Origin of the sequence: Gordonia sp. HS-NH1 (genome assembly GCF_001418765.1) — a bacterium.
In the GTDB taxonomy this organism is placed as follows: Bacteria; Actinomycetota; Actinomycetes; order Mycobacteriales; family Mycobacteriaceae; genus Gordonia.
The window spans coordinates 22,073-42,368 of record NZ_LIYC01000040.1; the positions used below are offsets into that span (position 1 = coordinate 22,073).

The 20,296-nt window shown below is 66.9% G+C and carries 20 protein-coding genes; 11 read left to right on the top strand and 9 right to left on the bottom strand.

Annotation, left to right across the window (positions count from 1 at the left end):
- Nucleotides 1-3 precede the first annotated feature (3 nt).
- The 3 genes from kstD to AMD30_RS20165 form a co-directional block, all read right to left on the bottom strand.
- Nucleotides 4-1,743 (bottom strand): 3-oxosteroid 1-dehydrogenase, encoded by a 1,740-nt coding sequence (gene kstD / locus AMD30_RS20160; RefSeq protein WP_055476873.1) that lies wholly within the window; start codon nt 1,741-1,743, stop codon nt 4-6.
- Nucleotides 1,744-2,165: 422 nt separating this feature from the next.
- Complete coding sequence (locus AMD30_RS25555; RefSeq protein ID WP_231632804.1) at nt 2,166-2,321, bottom strand: hypothetical protein; 156 nt, start codon at nt 2,319-2,321, stop codon at nt 2,166-2,168.
- Entirely contained in the window at nt 2,318-3,133 is an 816-nt protein-coding gene (locus tag AMD30_RS20165; RefSeq protein WP_055476874.1) for an enoyl-CoA hydratase-related protein, read from the bottom strand. The genes AMD30_RS25555 and AMD30_RS20165 overlap by 4 nt, the downstream gene beginning before the upstream one ends.
- A 143-nt stretch (nt 3,134-3,276) precedes the next feature.
- On the opposite strand from AMD30_RS20165, the gene AMD30_RS20170 reads away from it, so the two are divergent.
- The 3 genes from AMD30_RS20170 to dmpG are packed head-to-tail and all read left to right on the top strand — an operon-like array spanning nt 3,277 to nt 6,154.
- A complete protein-coding gene (locus tag AMD30_RS20170; protein ID WP_055476875.1) occupies nt 3,277-4,065 on the top strand; it encodes a 2-keto-4-pentenoate hydratase in 789 nt (262 codons plus the stop codon).
- 36 nt (nt 4,066-4,101) lie between these two features.
- On the top strand, nt 4,102-5,007 hold the full coding sequence (locus AMD30_RS20175; RefSeq protein WP_055476876.1) for an acetaldehyde dehydrogenase (acetylating): 906 nt from the start codon (nt 4,102-4,104) through the stop codon (nt 5,005-5,007).
- Between the two features lie 52 nt (nt 5,008-5,059).
- A complete protein-coding gene (dmpG, locus tag AMD30_RS20180) occupies nt 5,060-6,154 on the top strand; it encodes a 4-hydroxy-2-oxovalerate aldolase (protein WP_055476877.1) in 1,095 nt (364 codons plus the stop codon).
- 36 nt (nt 6,155-6,190) lie between these two features.
- Here the strand turns inward: dmpG and AMD30_RS20185 are convergent, their stop codons facing one another.
- A complete protein-coding gene (locus AMD30_RS20185) occupies nt 6,191-7,108 on the bottom strand; it encodes a LysR family transcriptional regulator (RefSeq protein ID WP_084817330.1) in 918 nt (305 codons plus the stop codon).
- A gap of 108 nt (nt 7,109-7,216) precedes the next feature.
- Here AMD30_RS20185 and AMD30_RS20190 point away from each other — a divergent pair, with 108 nt between their 5' ends.
- Complete coding sequence (locus AMD30_RS20190; RefSeq protein ID WP_055476886.1) at nt 7,217-8,362, top strand: TDT family transporter; 1,146 nt, start codon at nt 7,217-7,219, stop codon at nt 8,360-8,362.
- Between the two features lie 113 nt (nt 8,363-8,475).
- On the opposite strand, the gene AMD30_RS20195 is transcribed toward AMD30_RS20190, so the two are convergent.
- Together AMD30_RS20195 and AMD30_RS20200 are read right to left on the bottom strand one after the other, a co-directional pair.
- Nucleotides 8,476-10,023 (bottom strand): MFS transporter, encoded by a 1,548-nt coding sequence (locus tag AMD30_RS20195; RefSeq protein ID WP_055476878.1) that lies wholly within the window; start codon nt 10,021-10,023, stop codon nt 8,476-8,478.
- Nucleotides 10,024-10,203: 180 nt separating this feature from the next.
- The gene (locus AMD30_RS20200) at nt 10,204-10,998 is read right to left on the bottom strand and encodes a VOC family protein (protein WP_010842133.1); all 795 of its coding nucleotides are present in this window, start codon (nt 10,996-10,998) and stop codon (nt 10,204-10,206) included.
- A 154-nt stretch (nt 10,999-11,152) separates the two neighbouring features.
- Here AMD30_RS20200 and AMD30_RS20205 point away from each other — a divergent pair, with 154 nt between their 5' ends.
- Nucleotides 11,153-11,704 (top strand): hypothetical protein, encoded by a 552-nt coding sequence (locus AMD30_RS20205; RefSeq protein ID WP_055476879.1) that lies wholly within the window; start codon nt 11,153-11,155, stop codon nt 11,702-11,704.
- Here AMD30_RS20205 and AMD30_RS20210 read toward each other — a convergent pair.
- From AMD30_RS20210 to AMD30_RS20220, 3 genes are all read right to left on the bottom strand, one after another.
- Complete coding sequence (locus AMD30_RS20210; protein WP_055476880.1) at nt 11,679-12,206, bottom strand: C40 family peptidase; 528 nt, start codon at nt 12,204-12,206, stop codon at nt 11,679-11,681. The genes AMD30_RS20205 and AMD30_RS20210 overlap by 26 nt on opposite strands.
- Nucleotides 12,207-12,329: 123 nt before the next feature.
- On the bottom strand, nt 12,330-12,752 hold the full coding sequence (locus AMD30_RS20215) for a hypothetical protein (RefSeq protein WP_425307020.1): 423 nt from the start codon (nt 12,750-12,752) through the stop codon (nt 12,330-12,332).
- 2 nt (nt 12,753-12,754) lie between these two features.
- Nucleotides 12,755-13,993, bottom strand: a complete 1,239-nt coding sequence (locus AMD30_RS20220) for a Rieske 2Fe-2S domain-containing protein (RefSeq protein ID WP_055476881.1) — start codon at nt 13,991-13,993, stop codon at nt 12,755-12,757.
- A 226-nt stretch (nt 13,994-14,219) separates the two neighbouring features.
- Between AMD30_RS20220 and hsaA the strand changes: the two genes are divergently transcribed.
- The 6 genes from hsaA to AMD30_RS20250 are packed head-to-tail and all read left to right on the top strand — an operon-like array spanning nt 14,220 to nt 20,133.
- The gene (hsaA, locus tag AMD30_RS20225) at nt 14,220-15,404 is read left to right on the top strand and encodes a 3-hydroxy-9,10-secoandrosta-1,3,5(10)-triene-9,17-dione monooxygenase oxygenase subunit (protein WP_010842128.1); all 1,185 of its coding nucleotides are present in this window, start codon (nt 14,220-14,222) and stop codon (nt 15,402-15,404) included.
- Between the two features lie 46 nt (nt 15,405-15,450).
- Complete coding sequence (hsaC, locus tag AMD30_RS20230) at nt 15,451-16,362, top strand: iron-dependent extradiol dioxygenase HsaC (RefSeq protein WP_010842127.1); 912 nt, start codon at nt 15,451-15,453, stop codon at nt 16,360-16,362.
- 1 nt (nt 16,363) lies between these two features.
- On the top strand, nt 16,364-16,966 hold the full coding sequence (hsaB, locus tag AMD30_RS20235; RefSeq protein WP_055476882.1) for a 3-hydroxy-9,10-secoandrosta-1,3,5(10)-triene-9,17-dione monooxygenase reductase subunit: 603 nt from the start codon (nt 16,364-16,366) through the stop codon (nt 16,964-16,966).
- Nucleotides 16,963-18,210 carry a hypothetical protein gene (locus AMD30_RS20240; protein ID WP_055476883.1) on the top strand — a complete coding sequence of 416 codons (1,248 nt, stop codon included), beginning with the start codon at nt 16,963-16,965 and terminating at the stop codon, nt 18,208-18,210. Before hsaB ends, AMD30_RS20240 begins: the two co-directional genes overlap by 4 nt.
- Entirely contained in the window at nt 18,207-18,998 is a 792-nt protein-coding gene (locus AMD30_RS20245) for an SDR family oxidoreductase (protein ID WP_014925476.1), read from the top strand. The genes AMD30_RS20240 and AMD30_RS20245 overlap by 4 nt, the downstream gene beginning before the upstream one ends.
- Nucleotides 18,991-20,133: a sulfotransferase family protein gene (locus AMD30_RS20250; RefSeq protein WP_055476884.1), complete on the top strand. Its 1,143-nt coding sequence runs from the start codon at nt 18,991-18,993 to the stop codon at nt 20,131-20,133. Before AMD30_RS20245 ends, AMD30_RS20250 begins: the two co-directional genes overlap by 8 nt.
- Nucleotides 20,134-20,296: the final 163 nt, after the last annotated feature.

Here is a 20,296-nt window from a genome sequence, read left to right on the forward strand (position 1 = left end):
GTGTCAGGCTCCTGTGGATGCGGGGGCGGCGGCCTTGGCGGCGATGTCGGCGGCGGCGAGGTAGCCGAACACCATGGCCGGACCGATCGTCGCGCCCGGACCGGCGTAGGTGTGTCCCATGACCGGGGCGCTGGTGTTGCCCGCCGCGTACAGACCTTCGATGACCGAGCCGTCGGCCCGCAGAGCGCGACCGGACGCATCCGCATTGATCCCGCCCTTGGTGCCGAGATCGCCCGGGACCATCTTGACCGCGTAGAACGGGCCCTTGCTGACCTCGCCGAGGCTCGGGTTGGGCTTGTTGGTGATGTCGCCGTAATAGTGGTCGTAACCGCTTGTGCCACGCCCGAAGTCCTCGTCGACGCCCTTGCGGGCGAAACTGTTGAACCGCTCGGTGGTGGCGGTCAGTGCGTCGACCGGCACACCGATCTTCTCGGCCAGTGCCGCGATGCTGTCGGCCTTGACGACGACACCCGACTCGAACCACTTCTTGGGCAGCGGCTGTCGTGCGTTGATGCCGGCGAAGAGGTAGCGGTTGCGACAGCGCTGGTCGAAGATGAGCCACGACGGCACGTTCTCGCCGGGACCCTCGCCCTGACCGAACCGGCCGCCGTACATCTGGTGCACCGCTTCGACATACGGCAGGGACTCGTTCATGTAGCGCTGTCCGCGGGTGTTCACCATGAACGTTCCGGGTACCGCCCGCTCCGACAGCGCGAACCACGGACCGCGCGGCAGCGGGATCGTCGGGCCCCACCAGGCGTCGTCCATCAGGGACACCGCGGCGCCGATCTTGAGTCCGGCGTTGATGCCGTCGCCGGTGTTGCTCGGCGCGCCGGTCGTCCATTCGGAACCGATCGGGTCGCGCTGGTACTTCTTGCGCATCTCGTCGTTGTGCTCGAACCCGCCGCAGGCGAGGATCACGCCGTGGCGTGCGCGGATCTCGACGCGCTTGCCGTCGGACTCGGCGATCACCCCGACGACGCGGCCGTCTTCGGTGATGAGGTCGGCCAGGCCGGTGTTCAGCCGGACCGGGACGCCGGCCTGGCGTACGCCGATGAGGAGTTCGGCGGCCAGCGCGGCGCCCATGGCGATCAGCTTCTTGCCCCGGCTGCGCGCCCAGAAGAACCGGCTGCCGACCTTCGCCATCCGCAGCGGACCGCGCCAATGACGCAGGCCGGTGTTGAGCCAGCGGTAGTCCGACTGCAGCACCACCATGTTCAGTGGTGCCTTGGTGTACTGCGGGTGCAGGGTCTTCAGGTCGTCCCCGAGGCGGCGCGCGTCGAACGGGCGCGGCTCGATCGACCGTCCGGCGAGCCGGCCGCCGGGTGCCTCCGGGTAGTAGTCCGAGTAGTTCTTCACCCACTCGAGGTCGAGGGGGGCGTGTGCCATCAGGAAGTCGAGGGCCTCGGGCCCGCGGTCGATGTAGGCGTCGATCCGATCGGCCGGGGCATGGTCGCCGATGATCGCGTGGACGTACTCGCGGGCCTTGTCCGGTGTGTCGATGACACCGTCGCGGCGCAGCACCGAGTTGTTCGGGATCCAGACCCCGCCGCCCGACCGCGACGTCGAGCCGCCCCAGTACGGCGACTTCTCGATCAGGACCGTCGACAGGCCCTTCTGAGCTGCGGTGATCGCCGCGCTCAGGCCCGCACCGCCGGCTCCCACGACGACGACGTCGAACGTCTCGGGTGCCGGGGTCTCGGATCGGGTGCTGGTCTGTTCTGGTTCGGTCGAGCCGGCCATTGGGTCCCCTTCGTGCGCGCAGCTGGAACGTGTTCTACCTGAATTAGAACACGTTTCAGAAATGGGACGCCAGGGGTGCTTCCGATCCCGTCGACTGGGCGTCTGTTCTCGTCGACTGTGCGCCCGATTTCGTCGACTGGGCGTCTGTTTTCGTCGACTGGGCGGCTTTACGCGTTGACTGTGCGTCCGATCCCGTCGGCGCTACGTCGACCGGTGGCGACGGGGCGAAGCGACCAGAGGTCGATGCCTGCGGCAGGCGTGGACGACCTGATCAACGCACCGGTTCCTATCGGCCGCCGCAGGTCGTCTTCGTCAAGGTGGGTGTTCAGGCGACGACGCCAGGCTTTCCGACACACCGAGTAAGGAATTCAACGGCCTCAACAGGCTCAACAGTTCCGGTCCCGCCTGCGTGTCGGTATGGACTAGGGCGCACGGTCAACGGGATTGGATGCACGGTCGACGGGATCTGACGCCCAGTCGACGGGATCGGCTCTGCCGGCGAGTTCGGTGCGCAGGAAGGCGCGCACCTCGTCGCGGAGGGAGTGCAGGACGTCGTCCGAGACGGCGCCCCGGCTCATGACCGGCCGGGACCGCGGGACGACCAGTTCTGCCCCTTGCGCGCCATCGACCACATCTGGGTGCCGCGCTCGATCTCGATCGCCGAATCCCACGTCGCCGCCGGGGGTCCGAGTTCCATTCGGACACTGGCCATCACACGCCGCGTCAACTCGGGGTCGCGCGCGGCGGGCCCGGTCAGACCGTCGACGATCGCCGGAATGTCCGGAAGGGGTGCAGCCGCGTACGCCAGGCCGCGCTCGACGGCCTGCTCGCCGGACAGCGACTGGCCGCACGCCGCGAGGGCGATGGTGTTCGCCCTGCCCACCGCCCGATTCAACAGCGTGAGGTGACCGCCCCCGGGGTGTATCCCGCGAGCGAGGAATCCGCTGTCGAGGACGGCGTCGGGCGTGGTGACGAGCAGGTCGACGGCGAGTGCGAGATTGAGGCCTGCGCCGACAGCCCCGCCGACGACGACCCCCACTGTCGGTACCGGCAACGAGCCGACCCGCACGAACGCGCGGTAGACGGCCGACAGCTGCGCGACCGACGACGGCGCGGCCGGATCGGCGGACGCCGCGGCCAGGATTCTCGTGTCGGCGCCGCTGCAGAAGTAGGAGCCGACGGCGTCCACGACGACGGCGCCGACGTTGTCGTCGTCGATGACCCGATCACAGAATCGCTCGATGGCCGCGGCCATCTCGAGGGTGATGGCGTTCTTGCGGCGGGGGTTGTTGAGCGTCAGCCTTCCCACTCCGTCGTTGACGGAGGTGAGGATGGCCTCGCCGGTGTCGTCGTCGTCCGGCGAGACGGGATTCGGGGACTCGGAACTCATGACGACGACCGTAGTCCCCCGCCGCTGGTGTGATCGTCGATCCCGGCGTCGCCGCGAAAAAGTTCACCGATCGCACCGAGGAGTGCCCCGACACTGCAACGTGTTCTAAACTAGAACACGTTCACATTCGGAAGGCGAGGGCGATGGCGGTTGAGCAGGGGATTCGCGAGCAGATCGCTGCCGATCTGGCGCGGGCGGAGGCGTCGGCGACCGCCATCGACCGGCCCACCGACGCCCACCCCGGCCTCGATGTGGTCGACGCCTACGAGATCCAGCTGATCAACATCCGCAAGCGCCTCGACGCCGGGGCGAAGGTCGCCGGGCACAAGGTCGGCCTGGCCTCGGAGGCCATGCAGAAGATGATGGGCGTCGACGAGCCGGATTACGGTCATCTGCTCGACGACATGCAGTACTTCGAACACACCCCGATCGACGCGAAGAAGCTGTGCTTCCCGCGCGTCGAGGTCGAGGTCGGCTTCATCCTGGGCGAGGACCTGCCGGGCGAGGGCTGCACCAACGAGGATGTGATCGACGCGGTGGCCTGGGTGGTGCCCTCGATCGAGTTGATCGACTCCCGGATCAAGGACTGGAAGATCACGCTCTGCGACACGATCGCCGACAACGCGTCGTCCTGTGGGTGGATCCTCGGTCAGCAACGCGTCCCGATCTCCGAGATCGACACCGGCGACATCGAGGCGACGCTGACGCGCAACGGCGAGATCGTCGCCAAGGGCAATTCGTCTGCGGTACTGGGTCATCCGCTGAACGCTGTGAGTTGGCTCGCGCGCAAGGTCGAGGGCTTCGGGGTGCGCCTGCGCAAGGGCGATGTGATCCTACCGGGCACCGCGACGCGGGCGATCGACATCTCGTCCGGCGATCACTTCGTGGCCGACTTCGCCGGCCTGGGCCGCGTCACCCTCGACTTCAACTAGACACGAACGACTTTCACCGAGTATGAGGAGGAACCCGTGGTAGCCAAGCTGACCGCAGCGATCATCGGGTCGGGCAACATCGGCACCGACCTGATGTACAAGCTGGAGCGCTCCGATGTGATCGAGCCGCGCTGGATGGTCGGCATCGATGCCGCCTCCGAGGGCATGAAGCGCGCGGCCGATCATGGCCTGATCACGATGAGCGGCGGCGCCGACGAGCTGCTGGCGTCGTCGGAGCGTCCGGATCTGATCTTCGAGGCGACCTCGGCCTATGTGCACCGCGAGTACGCGCCGAAGTACGAAGAGGCGGGCATCATCGCCGTCGACCTCACCCCGGCTGCCGTCGGTCCCGCGGTGGTACCGCCGGCCAATCTCCGCGAGCATCTCGACGCGCCGAACACCAACATGATCACGTGCGGAGGGCAGGCGACCATCCCGATGGTGCATGCGGTGAGTTCGGTTGTGGCGGTTCCGTATGCCGAGATCGTGGCGTCGGTCGCCTCGGTGTCGGCCGGACCGGGAACCCGCGCGAACATCGACGAGTTCACCGCGACGACCTCGGCGGGGGTGGAGACGATCGGCGGCGCGCAGCGCGGCAAGGCGATCATCATCCTCAACCCGGCCGACCCGCCGATGATCATGCGCGACACCATCTTCTGCGCCATCCCCGAAGACGCCGACACCGATGCGATCGCCGAGTCGATCCACCGCCGGGAGAAAGAGATCCAGGCGTACGTGCCGGGCTATCGACTGTTGCAGGACCCCCAGTTCGACCCGCCGAGCGTCGTCAACGGCGGCTTCGCCCGGGTGTCGATCTTCGTCGAGGTCGAAGGTGCGGGCGACTTCCTGCCGCCCTACGCCGGGAACCTGGACATCATGACCGCCGCCGCCACGAAGGTCGGCGAAGAGATCGCGAAAACCAAGTTGGGAGTCCCGGCGTGACCGCCTGCGTGAGTGCCCACGAAACAGCAAAAACCAAGTTGGGAGTCCCCGCATGAGCACCAATGTGGTTTCCACGCCGCGTGACCCGAAGCTGATGGCGAACGCACGCAAGTACTCCGACGTCCTCGACATCCGCATCACGGACTCGTCGCTGCGCGACGGCAGCCACCACAAGCGCCACCAGTTCACCGAGGACGAGGTGCGCGCGATCGTCGGCGCCCTCGACGAGGCGGGTGTGCCGGTGATCGAGGTGACCCACGGCGACGGTCTGGGCGGGTCGTCGTTCAACTACGGCTTCTCCAAAACTCCTGAGCAGCAATTGATCAAGGCCGCCGCGGAGACCGCGAAGCGCGCGAAGATCGCGTTCCTGATGCTGCCCGGGTTGGGCACCAAGGACGACATCCGGGCCGCGCAGGACAACGGCGGCCAGATCTGCCGCATCGCGACGCACTGCACCGAGGCCGATGTCTCCATCCAGCACTTCGGACTCGCCCGCGATCTGGGCCTGGAAACCGTCGGGTTCCTGATGATGAGCCACAGCCAGCCGCCGGAGGTCATCGCCAAGCAGGCCCGCATCATGGCCGATGCCGGATGCCAGTGTGTCTACGTCGTCGACTCCGCGGGTGCCCTCGTCCTCGAAGACGTGACCGTGCGGGTGGAGGCCCTGGTCGCCGAACTCGGCAACGACGCGCAGGTCGGGTTCCACGGTCATGAGAACCTCGACATCGCGGTTGCCAACTCGGTCAACGCGATTCGTGCGGGTGCGCAGCAGATCGACGGCTCGATCCGGCGCTTCGGTGCGGGCGCGGGCAACACACCCACCGAGGCCTTCGTGGGTGTGTGCGACAAGCTCGGCATCACCACCGGAGTCGATTTCATGAAGATCGCCGACGCCGCACAGGATGTCGTCCGTCCGGCCATGCCGTCGGAGTGCCTGGTCGACCGCTCGGCGATGATGATGGGCTACGCCGGTTGCTACAGCTCGTTCCTCAAGCACGCCGAGGGTCACGCCGAACGCTATGGCGTCTCGGCGGCGGAGATCCTCCTCGAGGCGGGCAGCCGCAAACTCGTCGGAGGTCAGGAAGACCAGCTGATCGACATCGCGCTCGAACTCAAGAAGAAGCAGGACGCGAACGCCGGGGTGTGAGGGCGATCCGTCGAATGCCCGTCGGCTGGGTGTCGCTCAGCTGCGGATGATGTGCGCGAGGAAGTCGCGTGCCGCGCCGGCGCCCGGTTGGGCCCCTGACAGCCACACCGCGCGCAGGGGTCGGGCGAGGTCGAGGTCGGCGATGTCGATGTGGGCCAGCCGGTGTCCGAGATCGTCGGCGACCGAGAGGTCACTGAGCACGGCCGGCCCGGCTCCCGCGATGACCGCCGCCCGCACCGACGCCGTCGTGGACAGTTCCAGCACGGGTGGCGCGGTCTCCCGTCCCGGCCCGAGGGCCCGCGTCAGGGCGCGTTCGAAGAACTCCCGCGTCCCCGAGCCCTCTTCGCGGGTGACCAACGGGGTGCGGGCGAGGTCGGCGGCTGTGACCGGACGCCGCAGCCGCGTCCACGGATGCCCCGGCGGCACGACGAGGACCAGCTCGTCACGCGCGACGCTCCGGCTGCGCAGACCGGTCGGGACACGTGACCCCTCGACGAAACCGAGTTCGACGTCGCCGGCACGGACGAGGTCGTACACGTGGTCGGAGTTGGTGGCGGTGAACGACACCTTCGGCGCGTGATCGTGCTGGGCGCCGAACGACACGAGCCAGCGGGGCAGGAGATGTTCGGCGACGGTCAGGCTGGCCGCGAGGCGTAGCTGATCACGGCGTTCGAGGCGCAACGCGGCCAGCCCGGCGTCGAACTCCCCGGCCAGGGTCAGCAAGCGGTCGGCCCATTCGGCGACGAGTCGTCCGGACTGGGTGGGTACCGAACCTCGTGGTGTGCGGGTCAGCAGGGTGACGCCGAGCTGGGTCTCCATCGCGCGGATCCGCGCCGAGACCGCCTGCTGGGTGACGCCGAGCTGGGTCGCGGCGGCATTGAGACTGCCTGTCCCGACCACCGCCTGCAGGGTCTCCAGCGAAGCGAGGTCGGGCATCCGCGGACTCAGCACCATCGTTCGAGGGTACAAGCATCGCTGATACCCCCGGTACAAACACGATTTGTATCCTGTCAACGCTTTGGGTCCTACCGGCGTCGTGACATTCGCGCGAACGTGGTGAACATGACCACGACGACCCCCACCGCCGGACTCGCCGCGACAGATCGCGGGCCCGCAACCGACACCGGGACAAAGCGTCGCCACGTCTCCTACGTTCCGCCCAACTGGTTCGCCGCGGTGATGGGCACCGGGATCGTCGCGATCGCCGCGCACAGCCTGCCCTGGCAACCTCCGGGCCTGGCAGTGGTGGCGACGGTCTTCTGGCTGTTGGCCTGCGCGGTGTTCGCGGGTGTGGTGGCCGCCACCGTCCGCCACTGGGTCCGCGACCCGGAGATCGCCCGCGGTCACCTCGCCCACCGGGTGGTCGCCCACTTCTACGGCGCGGCACCGATGGCGGTGATGACAGTCGGGACCAGCACGATGCTGGTCGGCACGACGGTCATCGGCCGCGATCTGGCACTGGGGATCGACGTCGTGTGCTGGATCATCGGCACGATCGGCGGGGTGTTCACCGCCGTGGTCATCCCGTACCGGCACCTGATCGTCGGCCGCCCGGCTGTAGGTGAGGCTTTCGGCGGCTGGCTGATGCCGGTCGTCCCCCCGATGGTGTCGGCGTCGGCGGCCGCGGTGCTCACCCCGCAGCTGCCCGCGGGCTGGGCGGAGGTCGTGATGGTGATCGGCTGCGCGATGTTCGTACTGGCCGCACTCGCCTCGCTGCCGATCCTGGCGGTGCTGGCGGCGCGGCTGCGCAGCGGTGATGTCGGTGCCGCCCACATGGTCCCCACCTGGTGGATCGTTCTCGGTCCGCTCGGCCAGTCGATCACCGCCGCATGCTTGCTCGCCCATGTCGCACCGCACGTCGTGGGCGCCCCGATCGTCGGAACGCTGCAGTCGTTCGCGATGGGCTACGGCCTCACCGTCTGGGTGGTGGCCACTCTCTGGATCGTCGTCGCTGCGCAGCTCACCGTGCGAACGCTGAGGTCGGGGATGCCGTTCGCGATGACCTGGTGGTCGTTCACCTTCCCGCTCGGCACCTACGTCACGGGTTCGAGTGCGCTGGCACTCACGTTCGGCGGCGCGATCTTCCAGGTCACGGCCGTCGCCGGGTTCGCGGTCCTCGTCCTGGCATGGGGTGTGGTGGCGGTTCGGACGGTGCGCGGCGTCGTCACCGGTGAGCTCCTGCGGGTGCCGTTGCTGCCGGTGCGGTGAGTACCCCCACCCGCAAACCCACCCCTTTTCCGTAAACCCAACGCCTTCGGACCGGGTGGGTTTACGGAAAAGGGGCGGGTTTGTCGAAAGTTGGTTTACAGCAACGTTTTGCGTTACGAGATCCCGGCAGGAGTGGGCCGGGGAGTGCTCATGCCTCCGGTCGGCGACGGCGCATCGTGCATCCGGTCCACGTCTTCGAGACTCAGTCCGGTGGTCTCGACTCGGAAGGTCCATGTGACGAATGCGCCCAGCGCCGACGTTCCGGCGAGAAGAAGCACGATGATCGCCGTTCCCCAGGCATCGAGGAGGACGGGGAACAGGAAGGCGGTGAGGACTGCCCCGACCTTGGCGACCGAGGCGGCGAGGCCCGCGCCCGTCCCACGCAGCGAGGTGGGGAAGACCTCGCCGGCCAGCAGATAGGTCATGGAGTTCGGACCCAGGTTGGTCATGAGGTTGAACAACATGAAGCCGACGAACACGAGGACGACTTGCAGGGTTCCGTCGAGGAGGGTGGAGGCGGCGGCTGTCACCAACCCGACAGCGCAACCGAGGAAACCGAAGACCTGTAGTCGGATTCGGCCGAATCTGTTGACGAGGAGGATGGCCAACGCGATGCCGATGAGGAGGAAGGCATCGATGAGGACTGCGCCTTCGGCGCCGTGCAGGTCGTCGGCGACCACGCTGCTGACGGTCGCGTCGTCTGCGGCGGCGGTTCCGATCGTCGCGGCGATGATCGTCGGGGTGAAGATGCCGATCCCGTACGTTCCGAGGTCCTGCAGAAACCAGGGGATCGAAGCCAGGATCGTCGAGCGGCGCCAGGGTCGCCGGAACAGCGACCCGATGTTGGATGGTGACCCGTCGGCGGAGTCGGGGCCGGAGGCAGACTCGTCGCGGAGTGCGAGGGAGACGGTGGACGGGTACTGCGGTCGGCGAGTCAACAAACGCTTCAGCTCTCGCTCCGCCTCGTCGACTCTGCCTGTGCCGAGGAGCCAATGCGGACTCTGCACGATGAAAAGCCGGCCGACGATCACCAGGACGGATGGGACGACAACCACGCCGAACATCCAGCGCCAGTCCGACAGTTCGTCGCGATTGCCCAGGATGATGACGCCGACGAGTGTGCCGGCCAGGGCGCCGACGGCCTGGAAGCCGAACGCCGCGAGCACCCCTCGACCCCGGATGCTGGTGGGCATGGTCTCGGAGATCATGGTGTGTGCGGTCGGGTAGTCGCAACCCAGCGCCATTCCCATGCCGACGAGACACACCACCAGCATCGGGAAGCCGGTGCTGAACGTGACGCCCACCAGGAAGGCCGTGAACAGAACCATCTCGGCCAGGAACAACTGACGGCGACCCCACCGATCGGACAGCCCGCCGAGGGCCGATGCGCCGATCATGATGCCCAACAGGGGCGCGGCCGTCACGACGCCGGATTGGGCTGAGCCGAGCCCGAAGTCGTCGATGATCAGTGGTAGGGCCACGCCCACCATGAAGACGATCATGCCCTCGAGGAACTTCCCCGCGGACGCGAGCAACCAGATCCGTCTTTGCATCGAGGTCATCGAGCCGGCGGTCGCGGGCGTGCCGTCCCGCCAGGCAGGGACCTCGTCCAGGTAGCTCTGGACGGTGTCGGGAAGAGCTCCGGACTCGGTGGCGGACATGCGATTCCTGTTCTGCGCCGACGACTTCCATTCGATACGACGGTGAATCGTGCTGTGGAAGTCGGACGCTACAGGTTGTCGCTGGCCGTCTCGTTGCGGCGTGATGAACGTTTGTGGCCGCCGCTGAGCTGCTCGGTAGGACTCATGCGCGAGCCGCGTGAGTCCTACCGAGGCCGGACCTCACATGCCGGCGGGCGGGTGCCCCAGACAGATGAGGGCGCCCATCGGGTCCTTGATCGCCGCGAGCGTGCCGTACGGGGTGTCCTCGCCGGCCATGAGGATCTCGGCGCCGAGTGACTCGGCCTGTTTCACGGTGGCGGCCACGTCGTCGACGGTGATGTAGATCTGCCAGAACGACGGCACCCCGGCGGGGAAGAGCTTGACCGAGTCCATGATGCCCGCGTACGACGTCTCGCCGTAGAAGATCTGGGCGTAGTTGTCGGGCCCGACGGCATCCGGGTCGCCACCGGTACCGATCTCCTCGATGCGCGCGCCGAGCACGGTCCGGTAGAAGTCGACAGACTTGGCGTAGTCCATGCTCTGGCATTCGAACCAGTAGGGCGTGCCGTGGTCGCCGAACTCGGAGTAACCCTTGTGCTTGTCCGGCTGCCAGAACCCGATCGCCGCGCCCGCTGTGTCGAGAGCCATCAGCATCGTGCCCTCCTCGCCGATGGCCATCGGGGGCACCATGATCGAGCCACCCGCCGCCTCGACTGCCTTCACCGTCGCGTCGGCGTCCTCGGTGTGGAGGTACACCGTCCAGATGTCGGGAGGTCCGGCGCCTTCCATCACCGGGCTCAGCCCCGCGACACGTTTGCCGTTCTTGAGGAGGTTGCGGTAGCCGCCGAACTCCTCGTCGGGAGCCTCGGCCTCCCAGCCGAAGATCGCCCCGTAGAACTCCTCGGCCTTCGCGGTGTCACTGCTCATCAGGTCGAACCAGATCGGTGCCCCCGAGGGGGCCGCATACTCTGCCATTTCTGTGTCCTCTTCCTTGTTCCGCACAATCTGCTGGGCAACTGCTCATCGACACACTTCTGACCGACAGGGTCGCGCAAACTCATCGGTCGCGGACCGCGTTGGGGGAGAGTCGACTCATATCCACCGGGATGGGTCATGGCACGCTGGTCGGATGACGACGCACTCGGCCACCGTCGAACGACTTCGCACCACGGCGTGGCCGGTGATGCTGGCCGGCGGACTGCTACTGGTCCTGCTCGCGCAGGTCCAGTGGGGTTGGACCGACGAAGGTGTGGAACCGTCGATCACCGGGTTGGGACACGTCAAGATCCTGGGGGCCAGCGACGACGACGTCGCGTTCTTCTTCGAGGACAAGACCGACCGGCCGGGTCTGAGCGTGGTCGTGGCGGGGGCGGTGATCGCCGTCGTCGCGGCCCTGGGCTGGTGGCGTGCCCGACTCCGGCCGTCCGCCATCGGAGTGATCGGTCTCGCGTCCCTCGTCGCATTGGTCGTCGGCGTCAGGGTGCTGAGTGACCCTGCCGCGCAATTGTTCGCCGACTCGGTGTCGGAGGCGCTGGGTGCAGACCTGCCCGCGATGCGGGCCGGTTACGGACTGATCGGGACCGTCGTGGTCGCGGCCCTGTTGCTGGTGGTCGTCGTGGGATGGGTGCTCACGACGTGGTGGCCGCGCCCGACGCTCAGCCGAACCGACGAATCGTCTTGATGTATCCCATGTCCTTCAGCTTTGTGAACCCGATCGGGACACCGTTGGGGCCGTAGGCGTTGAACACCCGGCCGGCGCCCGCGTAGATACCGACGTGTCCCGCGTCGCGACCGAAGATGATGATGTCGCCCGGTGCGAGCGCGCGGAACGGGATCGCGTGTCCGACCTTCGCCTGTTGCTGGCTGGTCCGGGGGAGGTGGACGCCGGTCGTGTAGAACGCCCACCGCACCAGCCCGGAGCAGTCCCAGGAATGCGGGCCGACGCCTGCCCACTTGTACGGCTTGCCGATCTGGGTGATCGCCGCCCCGAGTGCGTTGAGGCCGACGGTGGTCGGCACCGGCAGATAGATGGGAACCGAACCGGAGGAGTCCGACGATCCCGCGGCCGCGGCGCGGCCGGTGTCGAAAACCGGAGAGCCGATGAGCGGTACGCCGACCGACAATGCGGCGGTGAGTGCGATGGTGCAGGTCACGCGCCTGAAGCGCGGTGGCGATACGGACATGACGACAGCTTGGCGGAGCCGGGCCGGCGTGTCGTCGGTCGTTCTCCAGGTGTGACGAAGGTGTGACCGCTGTGATGCTTGAGGCTTGTGTTACCGAATGTTGCTGGTGTGGTAGTTAATCGATCACCAGTATCCGTCGGGATCCGAGACGGGTGACTGGGCGGGGATGATGCCCTCGGAAACCCCGTGGTCGATACTCGCCGACAACCGGGCGCACGTCGGCATCATCGCGCCGGGAAGCAGGGGGCCGTTCCCCGTGTCGTCGTTCCCACCGTCGCCGCCCGCGCGCATCTGCTCGAGGCCGAGGCAGCGCTCCCGGGCGTCGGCATTCCATTGCACGCTGGTGTGGAACGAACTCGTCTTCTTCACGAGAACGCAGGCGTGGCACGCGCGGCACTCGATCTCGCGCATGCCGCCCTGCAGATAGTGCTCACGGTCGCGGCGGGTGGCCTCGTGGACCCGGGCGAGCCGGTCGGGATCGTCGTGGAAGTCGGGCGCCTTGGCCCAGCGGTCGGAACCCACGCGAACCCCTGCTGCCCGGGTCACCGTCAGACCTCGGCCTTCTCGGTGGACTCCGAGCCGGCGGCGGAGTCGGCCTTCTCGGTTTCCTGGCGACGCAGGTTCTCCTGGATCTCCTCGTTCCAGCTCTCGAGGGCCTTGGAGGTGTCGATCTCGTACTCGAATCGGCCGGTCATCTCGTCGGTGACTGCCGCCTTGTCGACGTAGAACTGGTCGTACCAGCGGCGGAGCTGATAGACCGGACCGTCCTCCTCGACGAGCAGGGGATTGTCGATGCGGGTCTTGTTCTTCCAGATCTCGACGTCCTGCAGGAAGCCCACCTCGACGCCTGCGCTGATCTTGGTGGCCATCTTCGACGCCTGTTCGGCGGTCAGTCCGTCGGGGACCTTGGCCATCACGCCGTACATGAGGACGAAGGAGTTCTCGTCGATCGGGTAGTGGCAGTTGGTGAGGATGGTCTCCACGGCGTACCCGCCGTAGTACTGGATCATCGGGTTCAGCATGTACGACGGCCCGTAATACGCCGCGATCGATTCGAGACGGCTGTCGCCGTAGTTGGTGCCGAGGGTGACGTCGGGCCGGCCATGCGAATTCATGTACTGCGCGGCGATCTCACCCTCGAAGACGTTTTTGAAGTAGTCGGGGAGTGCGAAGTGCACGTAGTAGAAGTGCGCCATGTCGACGACGTTGTCAATGATCTCGCGGCAGTTGGCGCCCTCGATGACGATGCGGTTCCAGGTCCAGGGCGTCCACTCCTCGGATCCGAATTCGTCGAGTTCGGGGATGATGCACTCGTCCGGCGGCGGGTTGCCCTCGGGATCGTTGTAGACGAAGACCTGGCCGTTGCGGACCATCGACGGCCATGAGCGCGTCTTGGCGAGCTTGGGGTTGCGCTTGGCGTACGGCACCCCGGCGCAACGTCCGTTGCCCTTCCACAGCCAGCCGTGGAACGGGCACGCGACGTTGTCCCCGGACACCTTGCCCTGGGAGAGGTCGCCGCCCATGTGCCGACAGAAGGCGTCGAGGACGTTGACCTCGCCCTTGGTGTCGACCCACGCCACCAGCTTGGTGCCGAAGATCGTGACTGAGTGGGGCTTGCCGTCGGAGAACTCCTCGAGCAGTCCGAGGCAGTGCCAGCCCCGCGCGAAACGCGTGGGTGGCGCACCCGTGTCGATCTCCCGGATGCCCACGTCCGCTCCGTCGGAGGCGGCGGCTGCGCTCGGCGTGCCGGGGCTGCTCGGGGTCATCGTCTCGGGTCCTGAAGACATGTGCCCTCTCCTGTCTGTGACTCGTGTCGCGTCGAAGAACTGTACCCAATACTAGAACACGTTTCAGATTTGTCAGCACGATCGACGCCGCGGAGGGCAATAGGGCCTGTACATGGGCATAAAGTCGGCGTGCTCGACAGAAATGAGAACGTGTTCTAATCTCGAACTCGATGGTTACAGCGGCCGGCGTGCCCGGTCGAGGGAGAGACGAGTAGGAGCAGGCGAGATGCCAGCACAACGGAGCGAAGCCGCCGAGCAGGTCCTGGAGAAGATCAACGTCCTGCTCCCGGAACTCGAGCAGCGTGCGCAATCGACCGAGGATCTGCGCCGCATCCCCGACGAGACCGTGTCGAGCCTCGAGACCGCCGGCTTCTTCAGGCTGTTGCAGCCCGAGCAGTGGGGTGGTTACGAGGCCGACCCGGTCACCTTCTACGAAGCGGTACGCCGCATCGCGTCGGCGTGCGGGTCCACGGGGTGGGTGTCGGGCATCATCGGCGTGCACAACTGGCACCTCGCGCTGTTCGATCAGCAGGCACAGGAAGACGTGTGGGGTTCGGACACCAACGTCCGCATCTCGTCGTCGTACGCCCCGATGGGCATGGGCGAGGTCGTCGACGGCGGTTACAAGGTCAACGGTTCGTGGGCGTGGTCGTCGGGTTGCGAGACTGCTGACTGGGTCTTTGTCGGGGGTCCGGTCATCAAGAACGGCAAGCCCGTCGACTTCGTCAGCTTCCTGATCCCCCGCGAGGACTACACGATCAGGGACGTGTGGAACGTCGTCGGCCTGCGCGGCACCGGGTCCAACACCATCGAGGTCAAGGACGTGTTCGTGCCCCGGCACCGCATGCTGAGCATGCGCACGATGTCGATGGGGCAGAGTCCGGGCCTGGAGCGCAACACCGCGCCGGTGTACAAGATGCCCTGGGGCACAATTCATCCCAGCACCATCGCGACACCGATCGTCGGGATGGCCTATGGCGCCTACCGCGCCCACGTCGAGCATCAGGGCAAGCGGGTCCGGGCCGCCTACGCGGGCGAGAAGGCCAAGGAGGATCCGTTCGCCAAGGTCCGGATCGCCGAGGCCGCCAGCGACATCGACGCCGCCTGGCGTCAGCTGTCGGGCAACCTGCAGGCCGAGTACGACCTCATCCTCGCCGGCGAGGAGATCCCGATGGAGTTGCGCCTGTCCGCCCGGCGCGACCAGGTGCGCGCGACCGGACGGGCGATCGCCGCGATCGACCGGCTCTTCGAGAACTCGGGCGCACACGCCCTGGAGAACGGGACGCCCATCCAGCGCTTCTGGCGCGACGCCCACGCCGGGCGCGTGCACGCCGCGAACGACCCGGAGCGCGCCTACGTCGCATTCGGCAACGGCGAGTTCGGGATTCCCATCGGCGACACGATGGTGTGAGACCTCGCCGCTGCCGACCAACACAGAGCCACAAGGAGTCTTGGAGATGAGCGACAGTCCGATCCGCTCGCTGGGGTACATGAGGATCGAGGCCACCGACATCGAGGCGTGGCGTACCTACGGCCTCAAGGTCCTCGGGATGATCGAGGGTTCCGGTCTCACCGACGGCGCCTTGTACCTCCGGATGGACGATTTCCCGGCCCGGCTGGTCATCGTGCCGTCCGAGCACGACCGGCTCGCGAGTGCGGGCTGGGAGGTCGCGAACGCCGCCGAGCTACAGAACGTTCGGGATCGCCTGGCACGCGCGGGAGTGGTCTTCCGTGAGGGCAAGGACGAGGAGATCGCCGACCGTCGAGTTGCCGAGATGATCGTCTTCGACGACCCGGCGGACAACACGCTCGAGGTCTTCCACGGGGCCGCGCTCGAACACCGGCGCGTCGTCAGCCCGTACGGGCACCGTTTCGTCACCGAGGAGCAGGGCCTCGGGCACGTCGTACTGACCTGCTCCGACGACAAGGCGGCCCTCGAGTTCTACCGGGACGTACTGGGATTCCGGCTCCGCGACTCCATGCGCCTGCCTCCGCAGGTGGTCGGGCGCGAAGAGGGTGACGAGGTCCCGTGGCTGCGCTTTCTCGGATGCAACCCGCGGCACCACTCGCTGGCCTTCCTGCCGATCCCGAACAGCACCGGCATCGTCCACCTGATGGTCGAGGTGGAGAACGCCGACGACGTGGGGTTGTGCCTGGATCGCGCGCTGCGCAAGAAGGTGCCGATGTCGGCGACACTCGGCCGCCACGTGAACGACCTGATGCTCTCCTTCTACATGAAGACACCCGGTGGCTTCGACGTCGAGTTCGGCTGTGAGGGAAGAACGGTCTCCGACGACGAGTGGATCGCCCGCGAGAGCACGGCCGTGAGTCTGTGGGGGCATGACTTCAGCGTCGGGTTCAAGGGCTGAGATGCCCCCCGACGCCACGACCCAGCAGTCCCACGCGCGGTCACCCTACGGGTCCGCCGACTTCGATTCCCGCCAGTTCCGGACCGCGATGGGCCAGTTCTGCACGGGCGTCACGGTCATCACGACGCTCGACGACGCGGGTAACCCGGTCGGCTTCGCATGCCAGTCGTTCGCGGCGCTGTCCCTCGACCCGCCGCTGGTCCTGTTCTGCCCGATGAAGACCTCTCGAAGCTGGAAGGTGATCGAGAAGACGCGCAAGTTCTGCGTGAACGTGCTCTCGAACCGACAGCAGGACGTCAGCGCGGCATTCGGCGCCCCGGGTGACGACAAGTTCGCGAACATCACCTGGGACCCGTCGCCGGCCGGCCTTCCGGTCATCCGCCACGCACTCACCTGGGTCGAGTGCGACGTGGACAGCGTCACCGACGGCGGCGACCACCACATCGTCATCGGGCGTGCGCTGACTCTCGGAGAAGTGCTGCAGGACAAGCCGTTGCTGTTCTACCGTGGCGGCTACCTGTCGACCGAACACCCGCGGGTCACCCCCGCACAGGCAGAACTCGAGAATTTCCTGACTTGGACGGGCGGGGACACCTGGCTATGACCGTCGACGACACGACGAGTACCGACACCGACACCACCGACACCACCGGAATCGACAATCCGAGCGCCACACCGCAGCTGGTCACCCAGCCTCTCATCGATGCGATCGCGGAGGCCGAGAAGCTGGTCGCGTCAGCCGATTTCGCCGAGACCGAACAGGATCTCGCCGAGGGTTATGACTACCTCGCCGGGAGCATCGCCGCGATCGTCCAGCTGGTACGCGCCCGGTCGATCTCGCACCCGAACTTCGTGACCTCGACCGGGCCGTCGACGAAGATGGGCCTGGACAACCCGGACACGCTCTACTACCACGCCGACGTCGAGCCCACCGGGACGTATCGGGTGCGCGGACGGCGCGGTACCACAGCAGATCTGAGCTTTCAGGTGCTGCGCGGGGACTACACGGCGTCGTCGGTGCCGGGTGGCGAGGACGCCTTCGACGATCGTCGACTGACGATCGCCGAGGACGGCTCTTACGAGCTGACTTTCGGCCCGCCCATCCCGGACGCGCCGGACGACTACTTTCCGCTCGGCGAGGGCGCGTCGATGCTCGCGGTACGAGAGGTGTACTCGGACTGGTCCGAACGCAAGGGGTCGATCACCATCGAGCGGGTCGACACGGTCGGGACCGCCCCGGCGGAGCCCGACCTGGCACGGGTGTCCCGCCGGTATGCGACCGCGGGCAAGATGCTGACCGCGCGCATCAACACGTGGTTCAACTTCCCGAAGTGGTTCTACCTCGACGAGCCGGTCAACACGTTCACCGCACCGCGTCAGACCCCCGGCGGGCTCAGTACGCAGTTCTCCTCGGTGGGTCACTTCCGGCTGGGTCCCGACGAGGCGATGGTCATCACCATCCCGCGGTCCGACGCCCCGTACCAGGGATTCCAGCTCGGCAGCATGTGGTACATCTCGCTGGACTACGTCAACCATCAGACCAGCCTGAACTCCGCTCAGGCGCAGGTGGATCCGGACGGCATGATCCGGATGGTGGTGTCACATCGCGATCCGGGCGTCGCGAACTGGATCGAGACGACGGGCCGGTCGAAGGGCATCCTGCAATTCCGCTGGCAACGCAGCGATTCCCCGATCGGCCCGGACCTGGGGCCGACCGCGCAGGTCGTCGCGTTCGACGACGTGCCCGCCCACCTGCCGCACCTCGACCACAACAGGATCGACGCCGACGGCTGGGCGGCGCGCATCGCGGCACGCCAGCGTGCCTTCGCCGAGAGGATGCTCGGATGAGTGTGAACAGGGGTCTGCTCGCCGACAAGGTCGTCGTGGTCTCGGGCGTCGGCCCGGGACTCGGGCGCTCCATCTGTCTGCGCGCGGCCGCGGAGGGTGCGCGGGTGGTCCTCGCCGCCCGCACCGAGTCACGTCTGAAGGAGGTCGCCGCCGAGATCGACGCCGCCGGCGGGACCAGCCTCGTCGTCCCGGCCGACATCACCGATGACGCCGCCGTCGACAACCTGGTCGCCACCACCGTCGCCGAGTTCGGCCGAGCCGACGTGCTGGTCAACAACGCCTTCGCGCTGCCGTCGATGAAACCGTTGTCTCGCACCGACTTCGATCAGATCGCGAGCAGCATCGACGTCACCGTGCTGGGTACGTTGCGGGTCATCCGATCGTTCACCGATGCGCTGGCCACGGCCGACGGTTCGATCGTCAACATCAACTCGATGGTCATCCGGCATTCCGAACCCCGGTACGGCAGTTACAAGATCGCCAAGTCGGCGCTGCTGGCGATGTCGCAGTCGTTGGCCTCCGAACTCGGCGACAAGGGAATCCGCATCAACTCGGTTGCGCCGGGATACATCTGGGACGACCAGCTGAAGTGGTACTTCGGCGAGGTCGCCAAGAAGTACGGGATCTCACCCGACGACGTCTATCAACAGACGGCGTCGAAATCCGACCTCAAGCGATTGCCGGAGCCGGACGAGATCGCCGACGCCGTCGTGTTCCTCGCCTCGCCGATGGCGCGCGCCATCACCGGGCACACCTTGGACGTGAATTGCGGTGAATACCATGACTAGTGCGGCACGCACCGACGTCGGCACGATCGAGGACCTGCATTCCTCGGCCACTCGCGCCACCGGCCTCGACGACTTCGGGGACACCGACTACCTGGAGCCCCTGGGCATCCTGCTCGAGTCATACCGCTCCGAGGCGGGGCTGACCGAGTTGGGCAGCAAGATGTTCCGCTTCTTCCTCAAGGGTGCGCTGGTCGCCCGTCTGCTCAGCGAGGCGTCGTGGAAGGCGAACCCCGGGTACGCCGACGTCGAGGTGACCCGGCCGATCTTCGTGACCGGCCTGCCGCGCACGGGAACGACTGCGCTGCACCGGTTGTTGGCCGCCGATCCCGCGCACCAGGGCGTCGAGATGTGGCTCGCGGAGTTCCCGCAACCCCGGCCGCCGCGCGGCACCTGGTCGGACAATCCGGTCTACCAGCAGATCCAGGCCGGTTTCGAGCAGCACCACGTCGAGAACCCCGAGTTCATGGGGCTGCACTACATGGACGCCGCCGAGGTCGAGGAATGCTGGCAGCTGCTCCGGCAGAGCGTCATGTCGATCTCGTACGAATCGCTGGCGCATGTCCCGACCTATTCGCAGTGGCTGAGCCGACAGGACTGGACACCGGCGTATCTTCGGCATCGCAAGAACCTACAGCTGATCGGTCTGAACGATCCCGGCAAGCGGTGGGTGCTGAAGAACCCCAGCCATCTGTTCGCCCTCGACGCGCTCATGGCCGCATACCCGGATGCCCTGGTGATCCAGACACACCGGCCGCCCAGCACGCTCATCGCGTCGATGTGCAGCCTGGCCGAGCACGCCACACCGGGCTGGTCGACGACGTTCACCGGCGCGCAGGTCGGCCGGGACCAGCTCGAGTTATGGTCGCGTGGGCTGCGGGAGTTCTCGACGGCGCGAAAGCGATACGACCCGGCCCAGTTCCTCGACATCGAGTTCACCGATCTGCGGTCGGACCCCATGGGCACCGTCGAACGCGTCTACGCCGCGCTGGACACCCCGATGACGGATGCGGCGCGGGCCGCGGTCACCGCCCTCGACGAGGAGAGCCAGTCGGGCGCCCGCAAACCCCAGCATCGTTATCAGCTCTCCGATTACGGGCTCGACGAGGCAACGGTCGAGGCGGCCTTCGCTAGCTGAGGACTACGGGCGAACCGCATGCCCGTCGCACTGGTGGATCGACTCGACCCCAGGAGCTGGTGGGTAGGTGTCGAACCGAGACCGGCTTTGTCGGACCATCCATCTAGTCTGTCTGACATGGGTGTACTTCATCGTGGACAGATGTCAACGGCCAGTTTGATGT

Bases quoted from the DNA above. Each gene is read 5' to 3' on its own strand.
- kstD (WP_055476873.1), bottom strand. From the start codon at position 1,743: ATGGCCGGCTCGACCGAACCAGAACAGACCAGCACCCGATCCGAGACC.
- AMD30_RS25555 (WP_231632804.1), bottom strand. From the start codon at position 2,321: ATGAGCCGGGGCGCCGTCTCGGACGACGTCCTGCACTCCCTCCGCGAC.
- AMD30_RS20165 (WP_055476874.1), bottom strand. From the start codon at position 3,133: ATGAGTTCCGAGTCCCCGAATCCCGTCTCGCCGGACGACGACGACACC.
- AMD30_RS20170 (WP_055476875.1), top strand. From the start codon at position 3,277: ATGGCGGTTGAGCAGGGGATTCGCGAGCAGATCGCTGCCGATCTGGCG.
- dmpG (WP_055476877.1), top strand. From the start codon at position 5,060: ATGAGCACCAATGTGGTTTCCACGCCGCGTGACCCGAAGCTGATGGCG.
- AMD30_RS20185 (WP_084817330.1), bottom strand. From the start codon at position 7,108: ATGGTGCTGAGTCCGCGGATGCCCGACCTCGCTTCGCTGGAGACCCTG.
- AMD30_RS20190 (WP_055476886.1), top strand. From the start codon at position 7,217: ATGACCACGACGACCCCCACCGCCGGACTCGCCGCGACAGATCGCGGG.
- AMD30_RS20195 (WP_055476878.1), bottom strand. From the start codon at position 10,023: ATGTCCGCCACCGAGTCCGGAGCTCTTCCCGACACCGTCCAGAGCTAC.
- AMD30_RS20200 (WP_010842133.1), bottom strand. From the start codon at position 10,998: ATGGCAGAGTATGCGGCCCCCTCGGGGGCACCGATCTGGTTCGACCTG.
- AMD30_RS20205 (WP_055476879.1), top strand. From the start codon at position 11,153: ATGACGACGCACTCGGCCACCGTCGAACGACTTCGCACCACGGCGTGG.
- AMD30_RS20210 (WP_055476880.1), bottom strand. From the start codon at position 12,206: ATGTCCGTATCGCCACCGCGCTTCAGGCGCGTGACCTGCACCATCGCA.
- AMD30_RS20220 (WP_055476881.1), bottom strand. From the start codon at position 13,993: ATGTCTTCAGGACCCGAGACGATGACCCCGAGCAGCCCCGGCACGCCG.
- hsaA (WP_010842128.1), top strand. From the start codon at position 14,220: ATGCCAGCACAACGGAGCGAAGCCGCCGAGCAGGTCCTGGAGAAGATC.
- hsaC (WP_010842127.1), top strand. From the start codon at position 15,451: ATGAGCGACAGTCCGATCCGCTCGCTGGGGTACATGAGGATCGAGGCC.
- hsaB (WP_055476882.1), top strand. From the start codon at position 16,364: ATGCCCCCCGACGCCACGACCCAGCAGTCCCACGCGCGGTCACCCTAC.
- AMD30_RS20240 (WP_055476883.1), top strand. From the start codon at position 16,963: ATGACCGTCGACGACACGACGAGTACCGACACCGACACCACCGACACC.
- AMD30_RS20245 (WP_014925476.1), top strand. From the start codon at position 18,207: ATGAGTGTGAACAGGGGTCTGCTCGCCGACAAGGTCGTCGTGGTCTCG.
- AMD30_RS20250 (WP_055476884.1), top strand. From the start codon at position 18,991: ATGACTAGTGCGGCACGCACCGACGTCGGCACGATCGAGGACCTGCAT.